Origin of the sequence: Geobacillus sp. FSL W8-1251, assembly GCF_038005945.1 — a bacterium.
Classification (GTDB): domain Bacteria; phylum Bacillota; class Bacilli; order Bacillales; family Anoxybacillaceae; genus Geobacillus; species Geobacillus stearothermophilus.
In genome coordinates, this window is record NZ_JBBOUF010000001.1 from 2,150,177 (window position 1) to 2,167,438 (window position 17,262).

The 17,262-nt window shown below is 47.0% G+C and carries 21 protein-coding genes and 1 tRNA gene; 17 read left to right on the forward strand and 5 right to left on the reverse strand.

Translation table 11 applies throughout. The features are described from left to right. Positions 1-68 precede the first annotated feature (68 nt). Complete coding sequence (locus NSS88_RS11305) at positions 69-473, forward strand: YugN-like family protein (protein WP_061580501.1); 405 nt, start codon at positions 69-71, stop codon at positions 471-473. On the opposite strand, the gene NSS88_RS11310 is transcribed toward NSS88_RS11305, so the two are convergent. Next, entirely contained in the window at positions 470-1,465 is a 996-nt protein-coding gene (locus NSS88_RS11310; RefSeq protein WP_061580502.1) for a potassium channel family protein, read from the reverse strand. The two genes, NSS88_RS11305 and NSS88_RS11310, sit on opposite strands and share 4 nt — an antisense overlap. Before the next feature lie 112 nt (positions 1,466-1,577). Here NSS88_RS11310 and NSS88_RS11315 point away from each other — a divergent pair, with 112 nt between their 5' ends. Beyond that, complete coding sequence (locus NSS88_RS11315) at positions 1,578-1,766, forward strand: H-type small acid-soluble spore protein (protein WP_033016280.1); 189 nt, start codon at positions 1,578-1,580, stop codon at positions 1,764-1,766. Positions 1,767-1,987: 221 nt separating this feature from the next. Here NSS88_RS11315 and NSS88_RS11320 read toward each other — a convergent pair whose 3' ends face one another. Continuing rightward, positions 1,988-2,185 (reverse strand): hypothetical protein, encoded by a 198-nt coding sequence (locus NSS88_RS11320; protein ID WP_235468488.1) that lies wholly within the window; start codon positions 2,183-2,185, stop codon positions 1,988-1,990. A gap of 221 nt (positions 2,186-2,406) precedes the next feature. Here NSS88_RS11320 and NSS88_RS11325 point away from each other — a divergent pair, with 221 nt between their 5' ends. Together NSS88_RS11325 and NSS88_RS11330 are read left to right on the forward strand one after the other, a co-directional pair. Beyond that, positions 2,407-2,907: a GNAT family N-acetyltransferase gene (locus NSS88_RS11325; protein WP_033010730.1), complete on the forward strand. Its 501-nt coding sequence runs from the start codon at positions 2,407-2,409 to the stop codon at positions 2,905-2,907. 56 nt (positions 2,908-2,963) lie between these two features. Further along, positions 2,964-3,215, forward strand: coding sequence for a hypothetical protein (locus NSS88_RS11330; protein ID WP_033016279.1), 252 nt, complete (start codon positions 2,964-2,966; stop codon positions 3,213-3,215). Positions 3,216-3,338: 123 nt separating this feature from the next. Here the strand turns inward: NSS88_RS11330 and NSS88_RS11335 are convergent, their stop codons facing one another. Then, entirely contained in the window at positions 3,339-4,247 is a 909-nt protein-coding gene (locus NSS88_RS11335; RefSeq protein WP_341084574.1) for a thermonuclease family protein, read from the reverse strand. A 346-nt stretch (positions 4,248-4,593) separates the two neighbouring features. Here NSS88_RS11335 and NSS88_RS11340 point away from each other — a divergent pair. The 6 genes from NSS88_RS11340 to NSS88_RS11365 all read left to right on the forward strand — a co-directional run bounded on the left by NSS88_RS11340 (position 4,594) and on the right by NSS88_RS11365 (position 8,546). Next, positions 4,594-4,665: transfer RNA gene (locus NSS88_RS11340), tRNA-Ala, on the forward strand. A gap of 161 nt (positions 4,666-4,826) precedes the next feature. After that, positions 4,827-5,042, forward strand: coding sequence for a hypothetical protein (locus tag NSS88_RS11345; RefSeq protein ID WP_341084575.1), 216 nt, complete (start codon positions 4,827-4,829; stop codon positions 5,040-5,042). Between the two features lie 73 nt (positions 5,043-5,115). Next, positions 5,116-5,673: a DUF6431 domain-containing protein gene (locus NSS88_RS11350; protein ID WP_341082796.1), complete on the forward strand. Its 558-nt coding sequence runs from the start codon at positions 5,116-5,118 to the stop codon at positions 5,671-5,673. Between the two features lie 140 nt (positions 5,674-5,813). Beyond that, complete coding sequence (locus NSS88_RS11355) at positions 5,814-7,067, forward strand: IS481 family transposase (RefSeq protein ID WP_094239815.1); 1,254 nt, start codon at positions 5,814-5,816, stop codon at positions 7,065-7,067. Next, positions 7,060-7,860, forward strand: coding sequence for an ExeA family protein (locus NSS88_RS11360; RefSeq protein ID WP_069303982.1), 801 nt, complete (start codon positions 7,060-7,062; stop codon positions 7,858-7,860). Before NSS88_RS11355 ends, NSS88_RS11360 begins: the two co-directional genes overlap by 8 nt. Before the next feature lie 212 nt (positions 7,861-8,072). After that, complete coding sequence (locus NSS88_RS11365; protein WP_341084577.1) at positions 8,073-8,546, forward strand: lecithin retinol acyltransferase family protein; 474 nt, start codon at positions 8,073-8,075, stop codon at positions 8,544-8,546. A gap of 730 nt (positions 8,547-9,276) precedes the next feature. Here the strand turns inward: NSS88_RS11365 and NSS88_RS11370 are convergent. Next, positions 9,277-10,506 carry an IS110 family transposase gene (locus NSS88_RS11370; protein ID WP_064214420.1) on the reverse strand — a complete coding sequence of 410 codons (1,230 nt, stop codon included), beginning with the start codon at positions 10,504-10,506 and terminating at the stop codon, positions 9,277-9,279. A gap of 433 nt (positions 10,507-10,939) precedes the next feature. Between NSS88_RS11370 and NSS88_RS11375 the strand changes: the two genes are divergently transcribed. Continuing rightward, positions 10,940-11,422 carry a hypothetical protein gene (locus NSS88_RS11375; protein ID WP_341084579.1) on the forward strand — a complete coding sequence of 161 codons (483 nt, stop codon included), beginning with the start codon at positions 10,940-10,942 and terminating at the stop codon, positions 11,420-11,422. A gap of 8 nt (positions 11,423-11,430) precedes the next feature. Here NSS88_RS11375 and NSS88_RS11380 read toward each other — a convergent pair whose 3' ends face one another. Beyond that, complete coding sequence (locus tag NSS88_RS11380) at positions 11,431-12,489, reverse strand: IS630 family transposase (protein WP_339239467.1); 1,059 nt, start codon at positions 12,487-12,489, stop codon at positions 11,431-11,433. Between the two features lie 126 nt (positions 12,490-12,615). On the opposite strand from NSS88_RS11380, the gene NSS88_RS11385 reads away from it, so the two are divergent. From NSS88_RS11385 to NSS88_RS11410, 6 genes are all read left to right on the forward strand, one after another. Beyond that, positions 12,616-12,852: a hypothetical protein gene (locus NSS88_RS11385; protein ID WP_341084582.1), complete on the forward strand. Its 237-nt coding sequence runs from the start codon at positions 12,616-12,618 to the stop codon at positions 12,850-12,852. A 16-nt stretch (positions 12,853-12,868) separates the two neighbouring features. Continuing rightward, positions 12,869-13,537 carry a hypothetical protein gene (locus NSS88_RS11390; RefSeq protein ID WP_095859891.1) on the forward strand — a complete coding sequence of 223 codons (669 nt, stop codon included), beginning with the start codon at positions 12,869-12,871 and terminating at the stop codon, positions 13,535-13,537. Positions 13,538-14,217: 680 nt separating this feature from the next. Further along, positions 14,218-15,276: an IS630 family transposase gene (locus NSS88_RS11395; RefSeq protein ID WP_339239467.1), complete on the forward strand. Its 1,059-nt coding sequence runs from the start codon at positions 14,218-14,220 to the stop codon at positions 15,274-15,276. A gap of 52 nt (positions 15,277-15,328) precedes the next feature. Continuing rightward, positions 15,329-16,285, forward strand: coding sequence for an amidoligase family protein (locus NSS88_RS11400; protein ID WP_341084591.1), 957 nt, complete (start codon positions 15,329-15,331; stop codon positions 16,283-16,285). A gap of 108 nt (positions 16,286-16,393) precedes the next feature. Next, entirely contained in the window at positions 16,394-16,873 is a 480-nt protein-coding gene (locus NSS88_RS11405; RefSeq protein ID WP_064213516.1) for a gamma-glutamylcyclotransferase family protein, read from the forward strand. An 88-nt stretch (positions 16,874-16,961) separates the two neighbouring features. Beyond that, the gene (locus NSS88_RS11410) at positions 16,962-17,258 is read left to right on the forward strand and encodes a transposase (RefSeq protein WP_061567191.1); all 297 of its coding nucleotides are present in this window, start codon (positions 16,962-16,964) and stop codon (positions 17,256-17,258) included. Positions 17,259-17,262 lie beyond the last annotated feature (4 nt).

The following is a 17,262-nucleotide window of genomic DNA, read 5'->3' on the forward strand; positions in this document are numbered from 1 at the left end:
TCTGAAGTCGCCGCGGTCAAATAATCCCCATCAAACGGGAAACGATAAAAAAGAAGGAGGGGTTGTCTATGATTGAACTTCCGTCGCGTTTGGAAGGGAAGCAATTTCAGCTGTACCATTTGGAAGAGCAATTAAAACCACTCGGTTATGTGATCGGCGGCGGCTGGGATTACGATCACGGGTATTTTGACTACAAAATCGTCGACGACTTAGGTTACCAGTTTTTGCGCGTGCCGTTTCGGGCAGTCGACGGGCAGCTTGATTCGCATGGCACGACGGTGGAGCTTGGGCGGCCGTTTTTGCTTGCGCATAAATATCAACAAGGAATTGATGATTTCGCCGATGTGGGCAATGTGGGGGCGGCGTTCAACCAGTTTGCCGAACCGCAAGACCCGGATGCGACCGTTCCCGAGCGGTATATTTCCGTCGGTAAAGCGCTCGTTCAAGAGTTGGAGCGCCGCCTGCTCGATTAAGGAACGATCGCGAACAGGCGGTCTCCTTCTTCAATGAGGCGCTGCGGCGAAACGGAAACGGTCCGGTTGTCGGCGCAGACGACGGCAAGCGCGGTGATGTGGCGCCCAAGCAGCCGTTGCTGCACGTCATGAAACGTCTGTCCGATGCATTCGGCATCCGGCTCAAGCAAGGAGAGCGTCTGCGTGCCCGAGCGGCTGAGCATCGCCGTAAGCGCGCTGGCGACGCCCGGGGCGCGGAGGCTGGCGGCCATGGCGAAACTCGCCAGCAAGTTCGTCTCAATCACCTCGTCGGCGCCGGCGCGGAAGGCGTTTGCGACGTTGCGCGCCGTTAAGATTTCGACGATGGCGTACACCGACGGGTTGAGGCTTTTGGCTGCCAGCAGCGTCACGATCGCGTCTTTGTCCGCTTCTGCCTCGGCTTTGTGCGGATTCGCAGTAATGAGCAAAAACCGCGCTTTTTGAATGTTCGCCTTCTCCAACACCGCATCATCGCCGGCCGACCCTTTAATGAAATGAACGGGAACATCAGGGAGCGGGTGGGACGGCACGGTTGCGTCGATCAGCACAAAACGGAGCGACGGCTCGCGCCGGGCGAGGCGAAGCAGCACTTCTCGCGCCCGTTCGTTCCAGCCGACCACGATGGCGTGATCCTGGTCCCGATACTCAAAGCGCCCGCTTGTGCGCGCCGTTGCTTGGGTGGCGGCCGCCGCGGAGACGGAAGCGAAATAGGCGGTGAGAATGCCGGTGCCCAGTGCGATGAGCACGATGGCCGCTATCTTTCCAGCGACTGTTTTGGGCACGATGTCGCCGTAGCCGATCGTGGCCGCGGTCACAATCGCCCACCAAATGCCGTCAAACACGGTGCGGAACGTCTCCGGTTCAATGAGGCGCATGAGCGCGCCAAACAGCACAATCGTGGCGCTCGCAGCGGCGAACAAACGGATGATGGCCGGCCAGCGCCAGTATGCGAACAACACATCCCTCGTTTTCATCGCATTCCCTCTCTCGGATTTTTCTCCCTTTAGTGTGGACCATTTTTGCATAATCATTCCTATTCCCTCGCATACTAGGAAACGGAGCACGACGGAAAGGGGGAAAGCGGCGATGGAGATGAACCGCGTCAAACAAATCGTTTCGTCGCCCGCTGATATTCCGGTCTATTACAACGGGGTATCGGTCTGGATCGACGCGTATGACGAAGAACGGCAAATGGCGACCGTCCATTTGCGCGACGGCCGGCTCAATGAGCGCCTGGATGTGCCGGTCGCCGAGCTGACTGAGGAGCGCGAATGACCCGCAGGACGGGCGAGAAACCGCTGACGAACCAATTCGCTGGCAACGGCAAGGTTACGGACGAAATGTCTGTAACCTTATTTTATTGGCCCCGCTGTTCGGCGGTTGCCCCGGTGTTTTTTTAATTTCTTGATATATGACTGTCCGGTCGGTAACATATGGTCATGACTAATGGGTCAACGACTGGAAATATCGAAAGGAGAGAGAACGGGCGGGGAACGTCATTCGATTTTCATTAAACAATAAGCTGGCCGTTGCGAAGCGGCGATGTATACGCTAAGGCCAAAAAGCAGCACTGTACGCCGCCCTTTTCGGTCGGTGAGCGGTCCGTAGATGATTTGCATCATCGCAAGGAAAAAGGTGAAAATCGAAATCGTCAAGTTGATCCAAAATGAAGAAGTCGCCAATGCGGCCGTCACTTCTGGTAAAATAGGGGTGTAAACCGTCTGCGTAAACGGGCCGAGAAAGGCGGCAAGCGAGACGAGATAGACGACAAGCTAGCGTTTCATGTTGTTCTCCTTTCTTTGTTTGTACATACGTTTTGATTATACTCCCCGCTTGTTTCGTTTTTGGAAACGAAATGCGCTGCAAAAAAAGCGGCTTTGGACGCAAAAGAGAAATCGAAAAGGGGAGATTTCAGATGGAACAATGGGTGATCCGCGATGCGACGGCGGCCGATTTGCCGCACATCGTCCGCATTTACAACGAAACGATCCCAAGCCGAATGGTGACAGCGGATTTGGAACCGGTGTCGGTGGAAAGCCGAAAGGCGTGGTTTGAAGCGCATGATCCTCACCATCGGCCGCTTTGGGTGGTGGAAGATGGCGGCGATATTTGTGCCTGGCTCAGTTTCCAATCGTTTTACGGCCGCCCGGCGTACCGCCATACGGCGGAGGTGAGCATTTATATTGCCGAATCGCACCGCGGTCAAGGATTGGGGACGAAGTTGCTGAAGCAAGCGGTCGACAAGGCGCCAGCGCTTGAAATAAAGACGCTGCTCGGCTTTATTTTTGCGCATAATGAACCAAGTTTACGGCTTTTCTCCCGCTTCGGATTTGAACGGTGGGGATATTTTCCGCGCGTGGCGGAACTGGATGGGGTGGAACGCGATTTGGTCATCGTCGGCAAACGGCTTGTATAGAATGGCGTCCGATGGGGCACGGATAATCATGACAATGCCAAGAAAGAGGGAATGACATGAACGTTATGCCGATTCGGCTGTTTACGATTCAAGACGGCGAAGGATTTGTCGCCGACGCCTTTCAATGCCCGGTGACCGGCAATTTGATTTATAAATCGTCCGGCACGCCGTCTGTCATCGCGTACACCGATCTCACAGACTGGCAAATTGCGCGTTTGGAGGAATACGGATTCCGCCGGCTCGAGGCGGCGTCCGGGCGAACGGCCGCCCATGAAGGCGGCATTGAAGAACTGCTCCCGAAACAATAGCAGCGGGTTGTCCTGCAGCCCGCACCAAAACAGCCTGTCCGCACCGGACAGGCTGTTTCATTGGCAGGGCGTCAAGATGCGGGCAACCGGGCGTTTCGAGCTGCCATCATCCGCCCGCACCGGTCATGTCCCCCGGCGGACGAACCAATAGAGCGCGGCCGCCGCCAGCAAACCAAGCAACGCATAAACAACGGGATGACCCGCGCGGTCTTTCGGCGTCGCCTCTTGATCGGAAGCAGACGGTTGATCGGCGGCCGGACTGCCAGCGGGCTTCTCGTTTGAAGGCGTGTTGCCATCAGGCGGATGGTCCGCCCCGTTTGGCGTTGGCTTTTCATCCGCCGTTCCCCTTCCGTACATGCCCGTCCCCGTCCGTTTTGCCTCGTTCAACGCGGCGCGGACACGGTCTTCGTATTTGTAATCGCCATAGTCATAAAAGTCTTCCACCAATCCCGCTTTGGCAATCTCCTCTTGCAACAGGCGACCGTCCACCCACACCCAGGAGAGCAGCCGCTGGTATTTGTCGAACAACGTATTCCCGTCTGTTTCAAGCACAATGTCCCCTTTTTGCAGGCGGGAGCACGTGAACTGGCTCGCTTCTTTTCCATATGGCTCGACTTCGATCGTGCTTTCCGGGGTGTCAATGAACAAAAAGCGGGTTGTATACACATGGCCGTTCACACGGAATTTGGCCGTGTCACCGTCCACGCACCCTACCAATGCCGCTTTGTATGTCCGGCCCAGCCGCAGCGAAGCATCGCCCTCTTTTCCCCCGAGCGCATGGCCGTCGAGGTCAATGCGGTCAGGAGTGAGGTTTCGCTTGCATCGTTCATTGCCGTTGTATTTCTGAATAAGTTGGACAAGCTCTTCTTTCGTTTTCGCCTGTTTCGCGAGCGCAGTCGGTTCATGCAGCAAGTACGTGCAGTCGCTGTTGCGAAAATGTCCGCCCAATTCATCTAGTTCGCCACGATGGGCGGCTGCATATATCGGGGCCATCAGCACCAAACAAACGATCATGATCATCATTCGCTTCATCGTGATCCCCTCTCCGCGAAATCAGAAAACAAAAAACCCTTGCCACGCAAGGGTTTGACGGATGGAGCATACCGGGCTCGAACCGGTGACCTTCGCGCTGCCAGCACGACGCTCTCCCACGCTTGTCAGTTACACTGCCCAAAATCCTTGAAAAACAGCTTCGTGTTTTATTCAAGTAAAAGTATAGCAAATAGCATTTATTATGTGAATATGACAGTCAATCCAAGAAATGATTTTTATAAAAGGATGGGGTAAAATGACGGATGGGAGTGCATTTTGTAGTTGATATTTTTCTGTTTTTTATGATAATATAAGTAGTGTCCATAATGAAAAGTGTCATAAGAATGGGGCATTAGTTCAGTGGGAGAACGCTTCGCTGGCAGCGAAGAGGTCATCGGTTCGAATCCGATATGCTCCATATACATACTAGCAAAAGCGACAGTGATGTCGCTTTTTTTTATTTTTTCACTTCGTTGTTAACGTATAATGTTGATTTTTAATTAACGGGCAGGAATGTGGAAGAAGGACATTGTATAAATATAGTGGAATTTATTAGTAAGTTTGGGAGGGGTACAATACATGGAGTTTTTTAAAAACGTTAAGTGGTTTTTTGAAGAACTGCATGAGGCAAATAAAGAATTTGTGTCTGGTGTAAGACAAGACGTGAAGGAATTTAGAACAGACATGAAAGATATTGTAAAAGAACATAATCCTACTGTAAATTATCACTTTATTTCGGAACAAAAGAGACATTTTTTTGCACATTCCTTCAGAAAGCCCTCTCCCCTTTTCTGAAAGAATGTGCTAAATTTTTTGTGAATTATTTCGGAAGAGAAAATCCATCGGTTCATAGGAGGGGGAAGAGGACGTGATTCAATTTCATGACTTTGGCATTGACGTCCAAACGTATGCAGAGCGTGGAAAAGAAAACGACTTCCCTCTTCTGAAAAAGTGTCCGCATTGCCGGGCCAAGCGCCCGTTGCACCGCCACGGTTACTATGAGCGAAACGCATTGACCCCACATGGTGATTATCGCATTTGGATTGTCCGGTATCGCTGTCGGGAATGCTTGAAGACGGTGAGTGTGCTGCCTTCCTTTCTCCTCCCGTATTTTCAGTATACGTTGTCCGCCATATGGCAAGTCGTGAAAGAGCAGTTGGGATTGACCGAGGGGACGAACCGGGCTCCGTTCCTCCTGACAAAGGACGGCATCATCTTTTATGTCCGACGGTTCTACCGAAACCTATCAAGCCTTCACAGCTTTTTTGCGAGGCGGTGGAGGATCATAGGCCCTATCGTGAAAAAAGAAAAGGAACGGGCTTCCTGGTGGATCCGGACGTTGGAGAAACACGGTCTCGATTCGGTCATCAGAGACATGTGGGAGGACGGATTCCGACACCCTTTTGCGAATCAAATGGGATCCTGATTTTACATACATATCCTAAATTGGAAATAGTTGAGGTTCCCACAAACCTTTCCTATCGACGGAGAAAAAGCAATTCGGTACGATAAGGGCAGACGGACCGGAACGGTCCTGATTCCAAGTGAGACCAGGAGGAGATTTGAATGAATGAGTCGATGAGACACGACATTGCCCTGTTTCGGTACGGGCTAATCGCTCCGTTGGTGAATGGGCAGGTGGAACCGAAGACGTATCTGAAAGAGGTGAGCGAGCGAGTGCACCATGTTCCCCACCAGGGCGACAAACGAATCGCAGCCAAGACGATCCTCGATTGGTGCACCCGATACAAAAAAGGGGGCTTTGACGCCTTAAAGCCGAAGCGCCGTTCGGACCGCGGCCACTCAAGGCGTCTGTCGCCCGATGATGAGGATCATATTTTAGCCCTAAGAAAAGAACATCCCACCATGCCCGTGACGGTGTTCTACGAACACCTGATCGAGCAGGGGGAAATCCCAGAAAATCATACCTCTTACTTTACTATATACCGATTGTTGAAAAAACACAACCTGGTGGGAAAAGAAATCTTGCCGATGCCGGAGCGAAAGCGTTTTGCGTATGACCAGATCAATGAGCTATGGCAAGGGGACTTATCCCATGGACCCACGATTCGCGTCCATGGGAAAGCCCAGAAAACGTTTTTGATCGCGTATATCGATGACTGCTCGCGGTTAGTGCCATATGCCCAATTTTTCCCTTCGGAGAAGTTTGACGGGCTGCGGATCGTCACGAAGGAAGCGGTGCTTCGTTGCGGGAAGCCGAAACGCATTTACTCGGACAACGGGAAAATTTATCGGTCCGAGGTGCTGCAGTATGCGTGCGCCGAGATGGGGATTACACTCATCCACACCCAGCCGTATGACCCGCAAAGCAAGGGAAAAATCGAACGGTTCTTCCGCACCGTACAGACACGGTTTTATCCACTGTTGGAGCTGAATCCGCCGAAATCGCTTGACGAGTTGAACGAGCGTTTTTGGAAGTGGCTTGAAGAGGAGTATCATCGAAAACCGCACGCCTCACTGGACGGAAAAACGCCGCATGAGGTGTTTCAATCGCAAGTGCATCTCGTGTCGTTCATCGAAGATGGCGATTGGCTGGATGCGATTTTTCTGAAACGGGAGCACCGCAAGGTCAAAGCCGATGGCACGATCACCCTGAATAAACAGCTATACGAAGTGCCGCCTCGGTTCATTGGGCAATCGATTGAGCTCCGCTATGACGAACGAGGCGTCTATGTGTACGAAGAGGGCAAACGGGTGGCGGAAGCCATTCGGGTGCGTTTGGAGGACAACGCCTATGTAAAACGCCATCGGTCCCCGTTTGCGGCGATTCCGGCGAAGGAGGGAGAACACGGTGTATAAATCGTTTTACTCCCTTTCGCGGGAGCCGTTTGCGAAAGAAACAGACCCGTCCGAGGCGTATCAAGGGGCGTCATTTCAGGAAGCGTTGCGGGCGCTGGAGTACGTGAAACGAACCCGGGGGATCGGGCTGTTGATCGGAGAGCCGGGGGCGGGCAAGACGTTCGCCCTTCGGGCGCTGAAAGAGTCATTGAATCCATCATTGTATCATGTCGTCTACTTTCCGTTATCCACCGGAGGCGTGATGGATTTTTACCGTGGACTGGCCTTGGGATTAGGAGAGGAACCGAAGTACCGCAAGGTAGACCTCTTCCGCCAAATCCAGCAGGCGATCGAGCGATTGTATCATGAACGGCGGATCACGCCGGTGTTCATTTTGGATGAGATGCATTTAGCGAAGGATGCATTTTTACAGGACATCGCGATCTTGTTCAACTTTGAGATGGATTCGACCAACCCATTTGTCTTGATTTTGGCCGGGCTGCCCCATTTACAGGGGAAGCTGCGGCTCAATCAGCACCGCCCTCTCGACCAGCGGATCATCATGCGATACCGGATGGGGCCGCTGGAGAAGGAAGAGGTGGCGGGCTACATCGAACATCGGATGAAACAGGCCGGGGCGAAGCATCCGATCTTCACCCCATCGGCGTTAGAGGCGATTGCCCTGCAGTCGCGGGGATGGCCTCGGGTGATCAACACGTTGGCCACGACGTGCCTGTTATACGGGTATCAGCTGAAAAAGGACGCCATTGACGAAGAAATGGTGCGCATGGCCGCAGAGGAAATGGGGTATTAGCACGAAAGGGGCCGAATCGGCCTCTTTTGTGCTTTCTCTTTTCCATAGGTCCATCAGGCGCGCTGGAAATCTTCATCTGAAAGAGCGTGCAAACGTTCCGAAAGAATGTGCAAAATCCGGAACAATCCGCAAAAATTTTGCACATTATTTCCGAATCCGCCTGAAATAATTTGAAAAAGGGATTCTGAAATAATGTGCTAGTTTACACTACTATGGGTAAAGCGATTGAAGGAGCAGACAGACTTGCTCAAGCTATTGGTAACTTTATAAAGTCCAATCCTACTATCTTCGAACCAAAAAATACAATAGTGCCCGATATGAAATCTATACTTCGAGAATCAAAAGAATGGAAAGAATTAAAAAGAGATTCTGAGTTAGAGTTGGCTGATCACTTAATAGCTAAACGAATAGAGTATGGAATAGGCTATACTCATCATGGTCTGTATATTGGTAACAATCAGGTAATTCATTATTCAGAAGGTGAAGTAAGGATAGATAGCTTAGAAGATTTTAAAAAAGATTGTGAAATCAGAGTTATTGATAGCGTGGCTACCTACTCTAAAGAAGAGATTATCAGTAGAGCATTTTCTAGGTTGGGTGAAAAAAGATATAATTTGGTTTTTAATAATTGTGAACATTTTGTAAACTGGTGCAGAAGTGGTGGTAAGATGACGGACAGTATATAAGGAATTTTTTGTTCAAAATAGAGCTTGGATGATACTGCATAATAAGATTAGGTGAAAGCCATTCTTTCGGGGATGGCTTTTATTTTATGTTTTAGGGGAGTGTGAGATAAAAAAGAAAAAAGGAGTTAAGTATTTTTAGAAGGTAATTTATTCGTCATAAATTTTAAAAATACTAGAAAAATATCACATTTAAGAAATATTTATTAACCTACTTCATATTTACTGCTAAACGAAGCTATTATAAAGCAAATGAGTGATTCCGTTGCTGAAGAGTGTGGTGTTTTAGAGAAATTAGAAAGTTATATGGATGATGCGGTTGATCATGCACTTAACTAACTTTTAAGGGATGGATTTGAACGAAATAAGAGAGATTATCTCGGATAGTTAAGTAGTCATAAATTTAATAAACGTCTAGAAACAACTGAATTTTAAGAGTTGAATGGAAACCTAATTCATAATAATTACAACCGATTATGCGTGGTTGATTTTTAATAAGAGAGGAGGCGGTTCACCTTGAAGCCAAATCAAAAAGACTCAGTTGTTTCTACAAACACTCAGGTTCACATGACATCAGTTTATACGAGTCCTGCGGTAATATGTCAAGGTGAAAAATCATCGAAATTGGAAATTCGATTGTCCGATGACCCGAAAAAAGGCAATACTTAAGAAGCCCAGTCTTGTCTTATGTCATTAACTGGGTTTTAATGCAAAATCAGTTAGATCGATACCCCTATCGATCTTCCCCCTTTCTTGGCGTGTAGATTTGACCGTTGCGTAGCAGCGCATCGATCACACGCACGAGTTTTCGAGCGGTGAGGACGAGGGCTCGTTTGTGTTGGTGCTTTGGTACTTCCTCATACTTCTTCCGGTAATAGGTGCGAAACGACGCATCATGCCGTTGTACCGAGTTGGCAGCCTCCACTAGGTAGTAACGGAGATAGCGATTGCCGGAACGAATGAGGGAAGTCTCCTCGGCTTGGAACCGACCGGACTGGTGCTTAGACCAAGTCAAACCTGCATACTTTGCTAAGGCGGCTTGGTTGTCAAAGCGCTCGATTTGTCCAATTTCGGCTAAGATGCCAGCGGCGTAGACCGGACCAATGCCGGGAATCGTTTGTAACGTATTTGGGATGCCTTCCAAATGGCGAGTAATCGCTTTATCTAGCTCTTTAATTTGCGCTTGAAGGCTACGGATGGATTGAATCGATAGCCCTAAAAGCAAGTCGATGGAATCCTCGACACATTTGGAAAGCCGATACGACGAACGAGCCGCCTTTTGAATGGACTTGGCGATGCATTCCGGATCGGCAAAGCGATTGCGTCCTTTTTGGCGCAAGAAGTCAGCGAGCTGTTGCACGTCCATCTGACTGATTTCGTCTAAGCTAAACGACTCGAGAAGAAGCTCTAAGATGGCATGTCCGAACACGGAGCTGTCCACCTCTTGGGTAAAGGAACTGCACTTGTAAAACAAGTGTTGGAGGAAGTACTGCTTTTCCCGAGTCAGCTGATGGACGAGATGATAGCGCATGCGCGTGAGCCGTTGAAGGGCGATAAACTGTTCTTGCATGACAGCTGTCACTTTCAAACGGCCAAAGCGAAGCCGATCGGCGATGATCCACGCATCGATGCCGTCCGTTTTATCCAAGTCAGTGTACGCTTCTTTAAATTTGCGAATGAGCTTTGGATTGATGGTAAACACCTTGACATTCCAAGACTTCAGCTCCTCCTGTTGGTGGAAAAACATCGCTGGATGCCAGCTGTAGACCGAAGTGGCTTCCATCCCGATGAGAATTTCGGATGGTTGGAGCTTGTTGGCCCACAGGAGGATTTGATCGCGAAGGAAGGTCGCGCCAAGGAGATGATTGTCCACCTTGAATTGGGCGCACGTGTTTCCTTCTTGATCCATGATACACGTGTATAAGTCCGTTGAGCTCACGTCAATCCCGACGTAGAGTTTCATGAGATCACCTCCAATCGTAGTAGGATCGTGGGGTTGGGACTCTTCGGGATGCCCCCGGACCGCGCCTGTTGACCAGTCACCCTCGCATATGAGAACTCACGTTGGGCCATGGGCTGCCTGGAAGCTGCTCCTTCCAGCATGGGAAACCAACGGGAACAGCCTGCGGGTTAGAAGTCCGAACAGGAGCCGGGGAGACAGACTTTCTAAGTAGTCAAAGCTACAGGAGAGAGAAGAGTGTCCCCGATGATCCTAAGACCATTATCCAAGAACATCGCGAAAAGTCCAACCCCGATGTAGTGCCATCCACGGGGGAGGGACGCGCCCCTCCCCCGTGGGCAAATCACTTACACATATGCGATTGTCAAGGAGCATATCCAACTGGAAATTCGATTTAAAAATCTTTCTAAACATACTATACGAGGAGAGAGGGGTAATGAAGACTTTAAAGATGATTGAAGAAGCTGTTAAGGTAACGCAATCTAACTTAAATAAAAACGACATTGATGAAGAGACAAGGGAGTTAGAATTGCGGAAATTGAATGCGTTAATGGAGATTGTAAGTTATGTAAAATCTCTTGCTTGGTTAAAGCAAAGTCAAGCAAAGGAGAAAATGCGTTTCTTAATTAAAACAAAATTTAATTATGAGAGGACAAAAAAAGAATTTAATATAAGTTCGATTAATGCAGTAGAGGTTTTTGTAAGTTACGCAAACAAGAAATTATTAGAGAAAATTGGAAAGGATACGGTTGATCTTATTTTGCGCGGGGAAGTAGATTCTGCGATGGCTCAGTTTAGGGCAAACACGGGACATGATCATCAGAATTTAGATTTCTTTATACCAGGGATTGCCAAGTTTCTGCCACATCCTGAAAAACACAAGTTCATGTTACTATATACATGCAACATGAAGAGTTAACTTCTCAGTCATCCTGCACACCCTAAGCGCTGCAGCACTTCCTCCGGACGTTCGTGGATGTAGTGGACAAACCGAGTAATGGCTTGAATGATATCGTTGCGATCCTTGTGAAATACATTGGCAATCACCGTATCTTTCAGCCATTTCCATAAGCGTTCGATCGGGTTCAGCTGTGGCGAATAGGGAGGAAGGTAAATAAAGTGAAAACACTGCCCTTCTTCCTGCAAAAACTCCTTGACCATTTTGGCATGGTGAATGCGGGCGTTATCCAACACCAAGACCATGAGACGGTCCGGATAGCGCTCTTTGAGCATTCTCAAGAAATCCAAGAACGTCGCGGCATTGGCAGCGGTCGTTTGATGAAGCACCGTTTCGCCATCGTGGATGTTGACCGCGCCAAACAGCGATACGTGGGCATGATGGCCGAACGTCGGCACTTGTTTTTGGCGGCCGACTTCCGACCATGTGGACCGCAAGACATGGTAAGAGCGGATATGTGTTTCATCAAGGTACAACAAGACCGAATCAGGATCCATTAAGTTTTTTTTTATGAAGTCGATCTGTTTCTCAAAATTCTTTTGTCGATCCGGATCGCCTTTCGCCAATGTGTAGGTCGGCCGTGTCCACGACAGCCCTTTGCGGTGCAGGAGTTTTCGCAACGCTTCGCGGGAAATGGAAACACCGAAGTGCTTTTCGACATAGGATTGCAGGAGTTTGGTGTTCCACGCCGAAGCGACGTCCCAGCCCAGTTCCGCGGGAGTGGTGGTCAACACAAGCTGTTTGATCTCTTCCTGCTGTTCTTCGGTGAGAAACGGCTCCCGCCCGGGGGCGAAATCCCGATGAAGCAAGAGCTCCAGACCGCCTTCGTTGAACAGCGACACATAATGGGAAACGGTTTGTCGGCACACGTTGACCATGGAGGCCACCTCTTTGCCCAAATAGCCTTCCATGACCAGGCGAACCGCCATCACCCGTTGGCGAAGAAGGGTGTTTTTGATTTTCCGTTCCTGTTTGCGAAGTGTCCGAGGTGTCCATCCGTGATCGTTGGTGATTTTGAGACGTTTCATGCAGAATTCCGCTCCTTTTCCATGCTTTTCCTTAGGAGCAGTATAACCGGAGTGGGCACCACTTATACGAAGGTTAACTTTTCAATGAGCATATATATAGCAGAGTGTGAGGAGGAGTTAATCCTTTTGGGTAATTTATCTCATTTTATGGTCAGCAGCATGTTTGAAAAGGCAGACAAAACGAAATTAGCGCACTTGCTTTACATTTTAAATAGTGGAGATAAGAAGTATGAGGCGGAAAAAGAATTAATAACTAGATTTTTGAATGGTGAGTTTGCAGAGGTAGATGGTTATAAGCTATCTATCGAATCACAGGTAGCAAGAGTGTTCAAAGAATTAGATCAGCAGAATCTATTCATTTAACGGGTGGTGATACCGTATGTTCTTAAATACGATAGAGACGTATAGATCGCCTCAAGATATTCATGTTATCAGGGGTAATTTAAACCCTTTGAGCTTTGAAGAATTGATAAGCAAATCGAAGTCACCGTATAGAGAAGAAAATTGGGCATCTATTGCTTATTCTGTTGTTCATTCTGTACTTCGATTGTATCCAGATGAGCATTTAGGCAGAATAATTAAGTCTAGACTATCGATGGAAGAGTTATCATCTGTAACGGTCGGAGCTTTGTACTTTAAGACGCAAGTTGGCAATCGTTTATGTTGTGAGTGGACAAGGGAGATAAGGTATTTTACTAACGCAGGGTTACTTGGTGGTTTTGGCATCTTTGCAATAAAGCTAACGAGAGAGGTAGATGAGGTTTCATTATTAAGGGTGATTGGTAGTTTAATACAGATGAAGTTTTTGAGTGATGGGATAAGTAATCGAGCGTTAATAGCGTTAATAAAACCAGATGATTCTTGGAGTTTAGTATATGCGGAAGTAAACATGAACATAAAGCTACCATCGAGATATATGAAATCAGCCAACCTAAACATGTATTTCTTTGAGGAGCCAGATAAATTTTTTGATGGTATTCTTGGCGGTGAATCGGTAGAGAGCGTAGATCATGAGTGTACTACAATACAAATCAGATTAGCTTATTAATGGATATGGACAAGTAAAAGAAAATAGGAGTTTAGGATACGGTTCTAGAGTATTATTAGGTGTGTGGTTTATAAATCAGCAAAAATAAGAGGTAGCTGATCAGAAACAGGAAGTAACAGCAGATAGTTCTTTATTTAGATGTATTCGTTTATGGGGTAAGAAATTTTTGCAAGACAAATAAAAACAAATTCAAGAGAAAAATCAATTTCAAGAGAAGGGAGTTGAAATTGTTCATATAAAGTGAGAGAAAGACCATGATTAAAGCAAAGTTGAGCGAACACAGACAGAAATAAACAATCGAAACGTAATCAACTACAGAAGACAAATGATATTCATTATACTTTTCATTCTTTAATCGAATGTTTCGAGCACCTGATTTAGTTCAACTAGGTTTTATGAAGAACAGCCAGAACAAACCGAGCAAACCGAGCACCCTGCATAATTTGTTCATTTTAATCAACAAGTAAACTCCAACCTCGCCAATCCTGAAAAACTCCTCAAAAATTTTTCAAAAAGGTATGAGAAGAGTCAATTTTAAGAGTAAAACCGAGACCTAGTTTATATAAGTTGAGCAATAAAACTATATATATGCTCATTGAAAAGTTAACCTTCGTATAAGTGGTGCCCACTCCGGTTATACTGCTCCTAAGGAAAAGCATGGAAAAGGAGCGGAATTCTGCATGAAACGTCTCAAAATCACCAACGATCACGGATGGACACCTCGGACACTTCGCAAACAGGAACGGAAAATCAAAAACACCCTTCTTCGCCAACGGGTGATGGCGGTTCGCCTGGTCATGGAAGGCTATTTGGGCAAAGAGGTGGCCTCCATGGTCAACGTGTGCCGACAAACCGTTTCCCATTATGTGTCGCTGTTCAACGAAGGCGGTCTGGAGCTCTTGCTTCATCGGGATTTCGCCCCCGGGCGGGAGCCGTTTCTCACCGAAGAACAGCAGGAAGAGATCAAACAGCTTGTGTTGACCACCACTCCCGCGGAACTGGGCTGGGACGTCGCTTCGGCGTGGAACACCAAACTCCTGCAATCCTATGTCGAAAAGCACTTCGGTGTTTCCATTTCCCGCGAAGCGTTGCGAAAACTCCTGCACCGCAAAGGGCTGTCGTGGACACGGCCGACCTACACATTGGCGAAAGGCGATCCGGATCGACAAAAGAATTTTGAGAAACAGATCGACTTCATAAAAAAAAACTTAATGGATCCTGATTCGGTCTTGTTGTACCTTGATGAAACACATATCCGCTCTTACCATGTCTTGCGGTCCACATGGTCGGAAGTCGGCCGCCAAAAACAAGTGCCGACGTTCGGCCATCATGCCCACGTATCGCTGTTTGGCGCGGTCAACATCCACGATGGCGAAACGGTGCTTCATCAAACGACCGCTGCCAATGCCGCGACGTTCTTGGATTTCTTGAGAATGCTCAAAGAGCGCTATCCGGACCGTCTCATGGTCTTGGTGTTGGATAACGCCCGCATTCACCATGCCAAAATGGTCAAGGAGTTTTTGCAGGAAGAAGGGCAGTGTTTTCACTTTATTTACCTTCCTCCCTATTCGCCACAGCTGAACCCGATCGAACGCTTATGGAAATGGCTGAAAGATACGGTGATTGCCAATGTATTTCACAAGGATCGCAACGATATCATTCAAGCCATTACTCGGTTTGTCCACTACATCCACGAACGTCCGGAGGAAGTGCTGCAGCGCTTAGGGTGTGCAGGATGACTGAGAAGTTAACTCTTCATGTTGCATGTATATAGGTGGAGGTTTTGATTAGATGGTAGTGAATCCGAGGTCGTTAACTTTTGGGGTGGAGGTAGAGTTTACGAGGGTGACGAGGAGGATAGCAGCAAATTTAGTGGCAGAATTTTTTGATACGATTCCCAAATATAGAGGGGGTACTTATGATGTGTATGAGATTCGCGACAATTGTGATCGAGTATGGAAAATAGTCAGGGATTCTTCAATAACACCAGAAATGTTGATAGGTAGAAAAGTAGATATTGGTACAGATGAATACAAATGTGAGTTAGTGAGTCCGATATTGAATTACAGCGATATAGAGTTGTTGCAGTGTTTAATCAGAGATTTAAGGGAGCGTGGTCAAGCGAAAGTAAATGAGAGTACAGGACTACATATTCATGTTGGTTCAGACAAGTTTACGGCAAACAGTTTAAGAATCTTATGCAACATCATATATTCGAAGCAAAATTTATTAGGTGCAGCATTAAGAGTAAATCACATAAGGAAAAGGTATTGCAGTGATTTGACAGAAGATTTCATTCGTAAGTTAAACAAAGTAAAACCTAAAACGTTAGAAGAGTTTGCTGACATATGGTATGGCGATGCATCGACAAGTAGAGATGCTAGGAACAATAGATATCACCATTCGAGATATCAAGTATTAAATCTTCATAATTTATTGAGGGGTAAATACAATGCGGTGGAATTTCGTATTTTTAATGGAACATTGCATGCAGGTAAAATCAAGGCGTTTATACAATTAGTGTTATTAATCGTAGCACAGTCATTAAATCAGAAAAAAGCAAGTTATAAGGTAACGGTAACAAACAATCCTAAATACACATTTCGAGTCTGGTTATTAAAAATGGGTGGGATAGGAGATGAATTTAAGACAATGAGGTATCATTTATTAAAGCACATAGAGGGCAATTCGGCATACAAGAATAAAGTAACCAATGAGATGGTAGAGGATTACAGCCATATCTTCTAATGGGATAAAGGAGGCTTTAAAAATTAAATTTATACAGATTTTATTGATGAGAAGATGAATTAGTACAAGTGTAGATAAATAAAAATATTGCTAAAGAGGTGTTTAAACATGAGTAAGTATAGATTATATGCAGCTTACGGTTCAAATATGAATCTAGTTCAAATGGCAAACAGATGTCCGAATAGTGTAGTAGTGGGGACTGGCAAGATAGAAAATTACGAACTTGAGTTTAGGTATTATGCGAACATAGTTCCAGCTAAGGGTAAAGAGGTTCCTGTGGTAGTGTGGGCGATTACGGAGGAAGATGAAAAGCGTTTAGACCGTTATGAGGGAGTAGCGAGGGGATTATATCGAAAAGAAGAGATAAAGGTAAAGTTAGAAAACATAAATGACAATACAATAGTAGTTGGGGATAAGAGCGATAACATAGAGATAAAAGCGTTAGTGTATATTATGAATACAGCTGTAAGGTCAGTGCAAGCACCGAGTGCAAAGTATTATGACACGATATTAGAGGGGTACAGAGCAAACGGCATAGACCCTTACCCATTAGCAGTGGCAGCGATCCAAACTGGTATTGAAATATAAGAACACCCCCTCGTATTGATATGATCCCCTTATAGTAGACAGAAAAAAGAAAGACAATTAATCTGTCTACTATGGAGGGGATTTTTCTATGGGGAAAATACGAAAAACATATGATGTAAAGTTTAAAAAGAAAGCAGTGGATTTATATTTGAAAGAGGGCATGGGCTACAAAACAGTGGCTAAAGAATTAGGGATTGATCATTCCATGGTACGTCGATGGGTTAAATACTATGAACAGGAAGGAATACAAGGTCTAGAGGAAAAACGAGGGAAGGCAAAAGGACCAAGCAAAGGAAGACCGAGAACTCGTCCAGAAGATCCTGAAACGAAAATCAAGCGTCTTGAGGCGGAAGTAGAGATGCTAAAAAAGCTTTTAAAGATGTGAAAGG

Excerpts from the sequence above, each read along its gene's own strand:
- NSS88_RS11305 (WP_061580501.1), top strand. The coding sequence starts at position 69 with ATGATTGAACTTCCGTCGCGTTTGGAAGGGAAGCAATTTCAGCTGTAC.
- NSS88_RS11310 (WP_061580502.1), bottom strand. The coding sequence starts at position 1,465 with ATGAAAACGAGGGATGTGTTGTTCGCATACTGGCGCTGGCCGGCCATC.
- NSS88_RS11315 (WP_033016280.1), top strand. The coding sequence starts at position 1,578 with ATGGAGATGAACCGCGTCAAACAAATCGTTTCGTCGCCCGCTGATATT.
- NSS88_RS11325 (WP_033010730.1), top strand. The coding sequence starts at position 2,407 with ATGGAACAATGGGTGATCCGCGATGCGACGGCGGCCGATTTGCCGCAC.
- NSS88_RS11330 (WP_033016279.1), top strand. The coding sequence starts at position 2,964 with ATGAACGTTATGCCGATTCGGCTGTTTACGATTCAAGACGGCGAAGGA.
- NSS88_RS11335 (WP_341084574.1), bottom strand. The coding sequence starts at position 4,247 with ATGAAGCGAATGATGATCATGATCGTTTGTTTGGTGCTGATGGCCCCG.
- NSS88_RS11345 (WP_341084575.1), top strand. The coding sequence starts at position 4,827 with ATGGAGTTTTTTAAAAACGTTAAGTGGTTTTTTGAAGAACTGCATGAG.
- NSS88_RS11355 (WP_094239815.1), top strand. The coding sequence starts at position 5,814 with ATGAATGAGTCGATGAGACACGACATTGCCCTGTTTCGGTACGGGCTA.
- NSS88_RS11365 (WP_341084577.1), top strand. The coding sequence starts at position 8,073 with ATGGGTAAAGCGATTGAAGGAGCAGACAGACTTGCTCAAGCTATTGGT.
- NSS88_RS11370 (WP_064214420.1), bottom strand. The coding sequence starts at position 10,506 with ATGAAACTCTACGTCGGGATTGACGTGAGCTCAACGGACTTATACACG.
- NSS88_RS11375 (WP_341084579.1), top strand. The coding sequence starts at position 10,940 with ATGAAGACTTTAAAGATGATTGAAGAAGCTGTTAAGGTAACGCAATCT.
- NSS88_RS11380 (WP_339239467.1), bottom strand. The coding sequence starts at position 12,489 with ATGAAACGTCTCAAAATCACCAACGATCACGGATGGACACCTCGGACA.
- NSS88_RS11390 (WP_095859891.1), top strand. The coding sequence starts at position 12,869 with ATGTTCTTAAATACGATAGAGACGTATAGATCGCCTCAAGATATTCAT.
- NSS88_RS11395 (WP_339239467.1), top strand. The coding sequence starts at position 14,218 with ATGAAACGTCTCAAAATCACCAACGATCACGGATGGACACCTCGGACA.
- NSS88_RS11400 (WP_341084591.1), top strand. The coding sequence starts at position 15,329 with ATGGTAGTGAATCCGAGGTCGTTAACTTTTGGGGTGGAGGTAGAGTTT.
- NSS88_RS11405 (WP_064213516.1), top strand. The coding sequence starts at position 16,394 with ATGAGTAAGTATAGATTATATGCAGCTTACGGTTCAAATATGAATCTA.
- NSS88_RS11410 (WP_061567191.1), top strand. The coding sequence starts at position 16,962 with ATGGGGAAAATACGAAAAACATATGATGTAAAGTTTAAAAAGAAAGCA.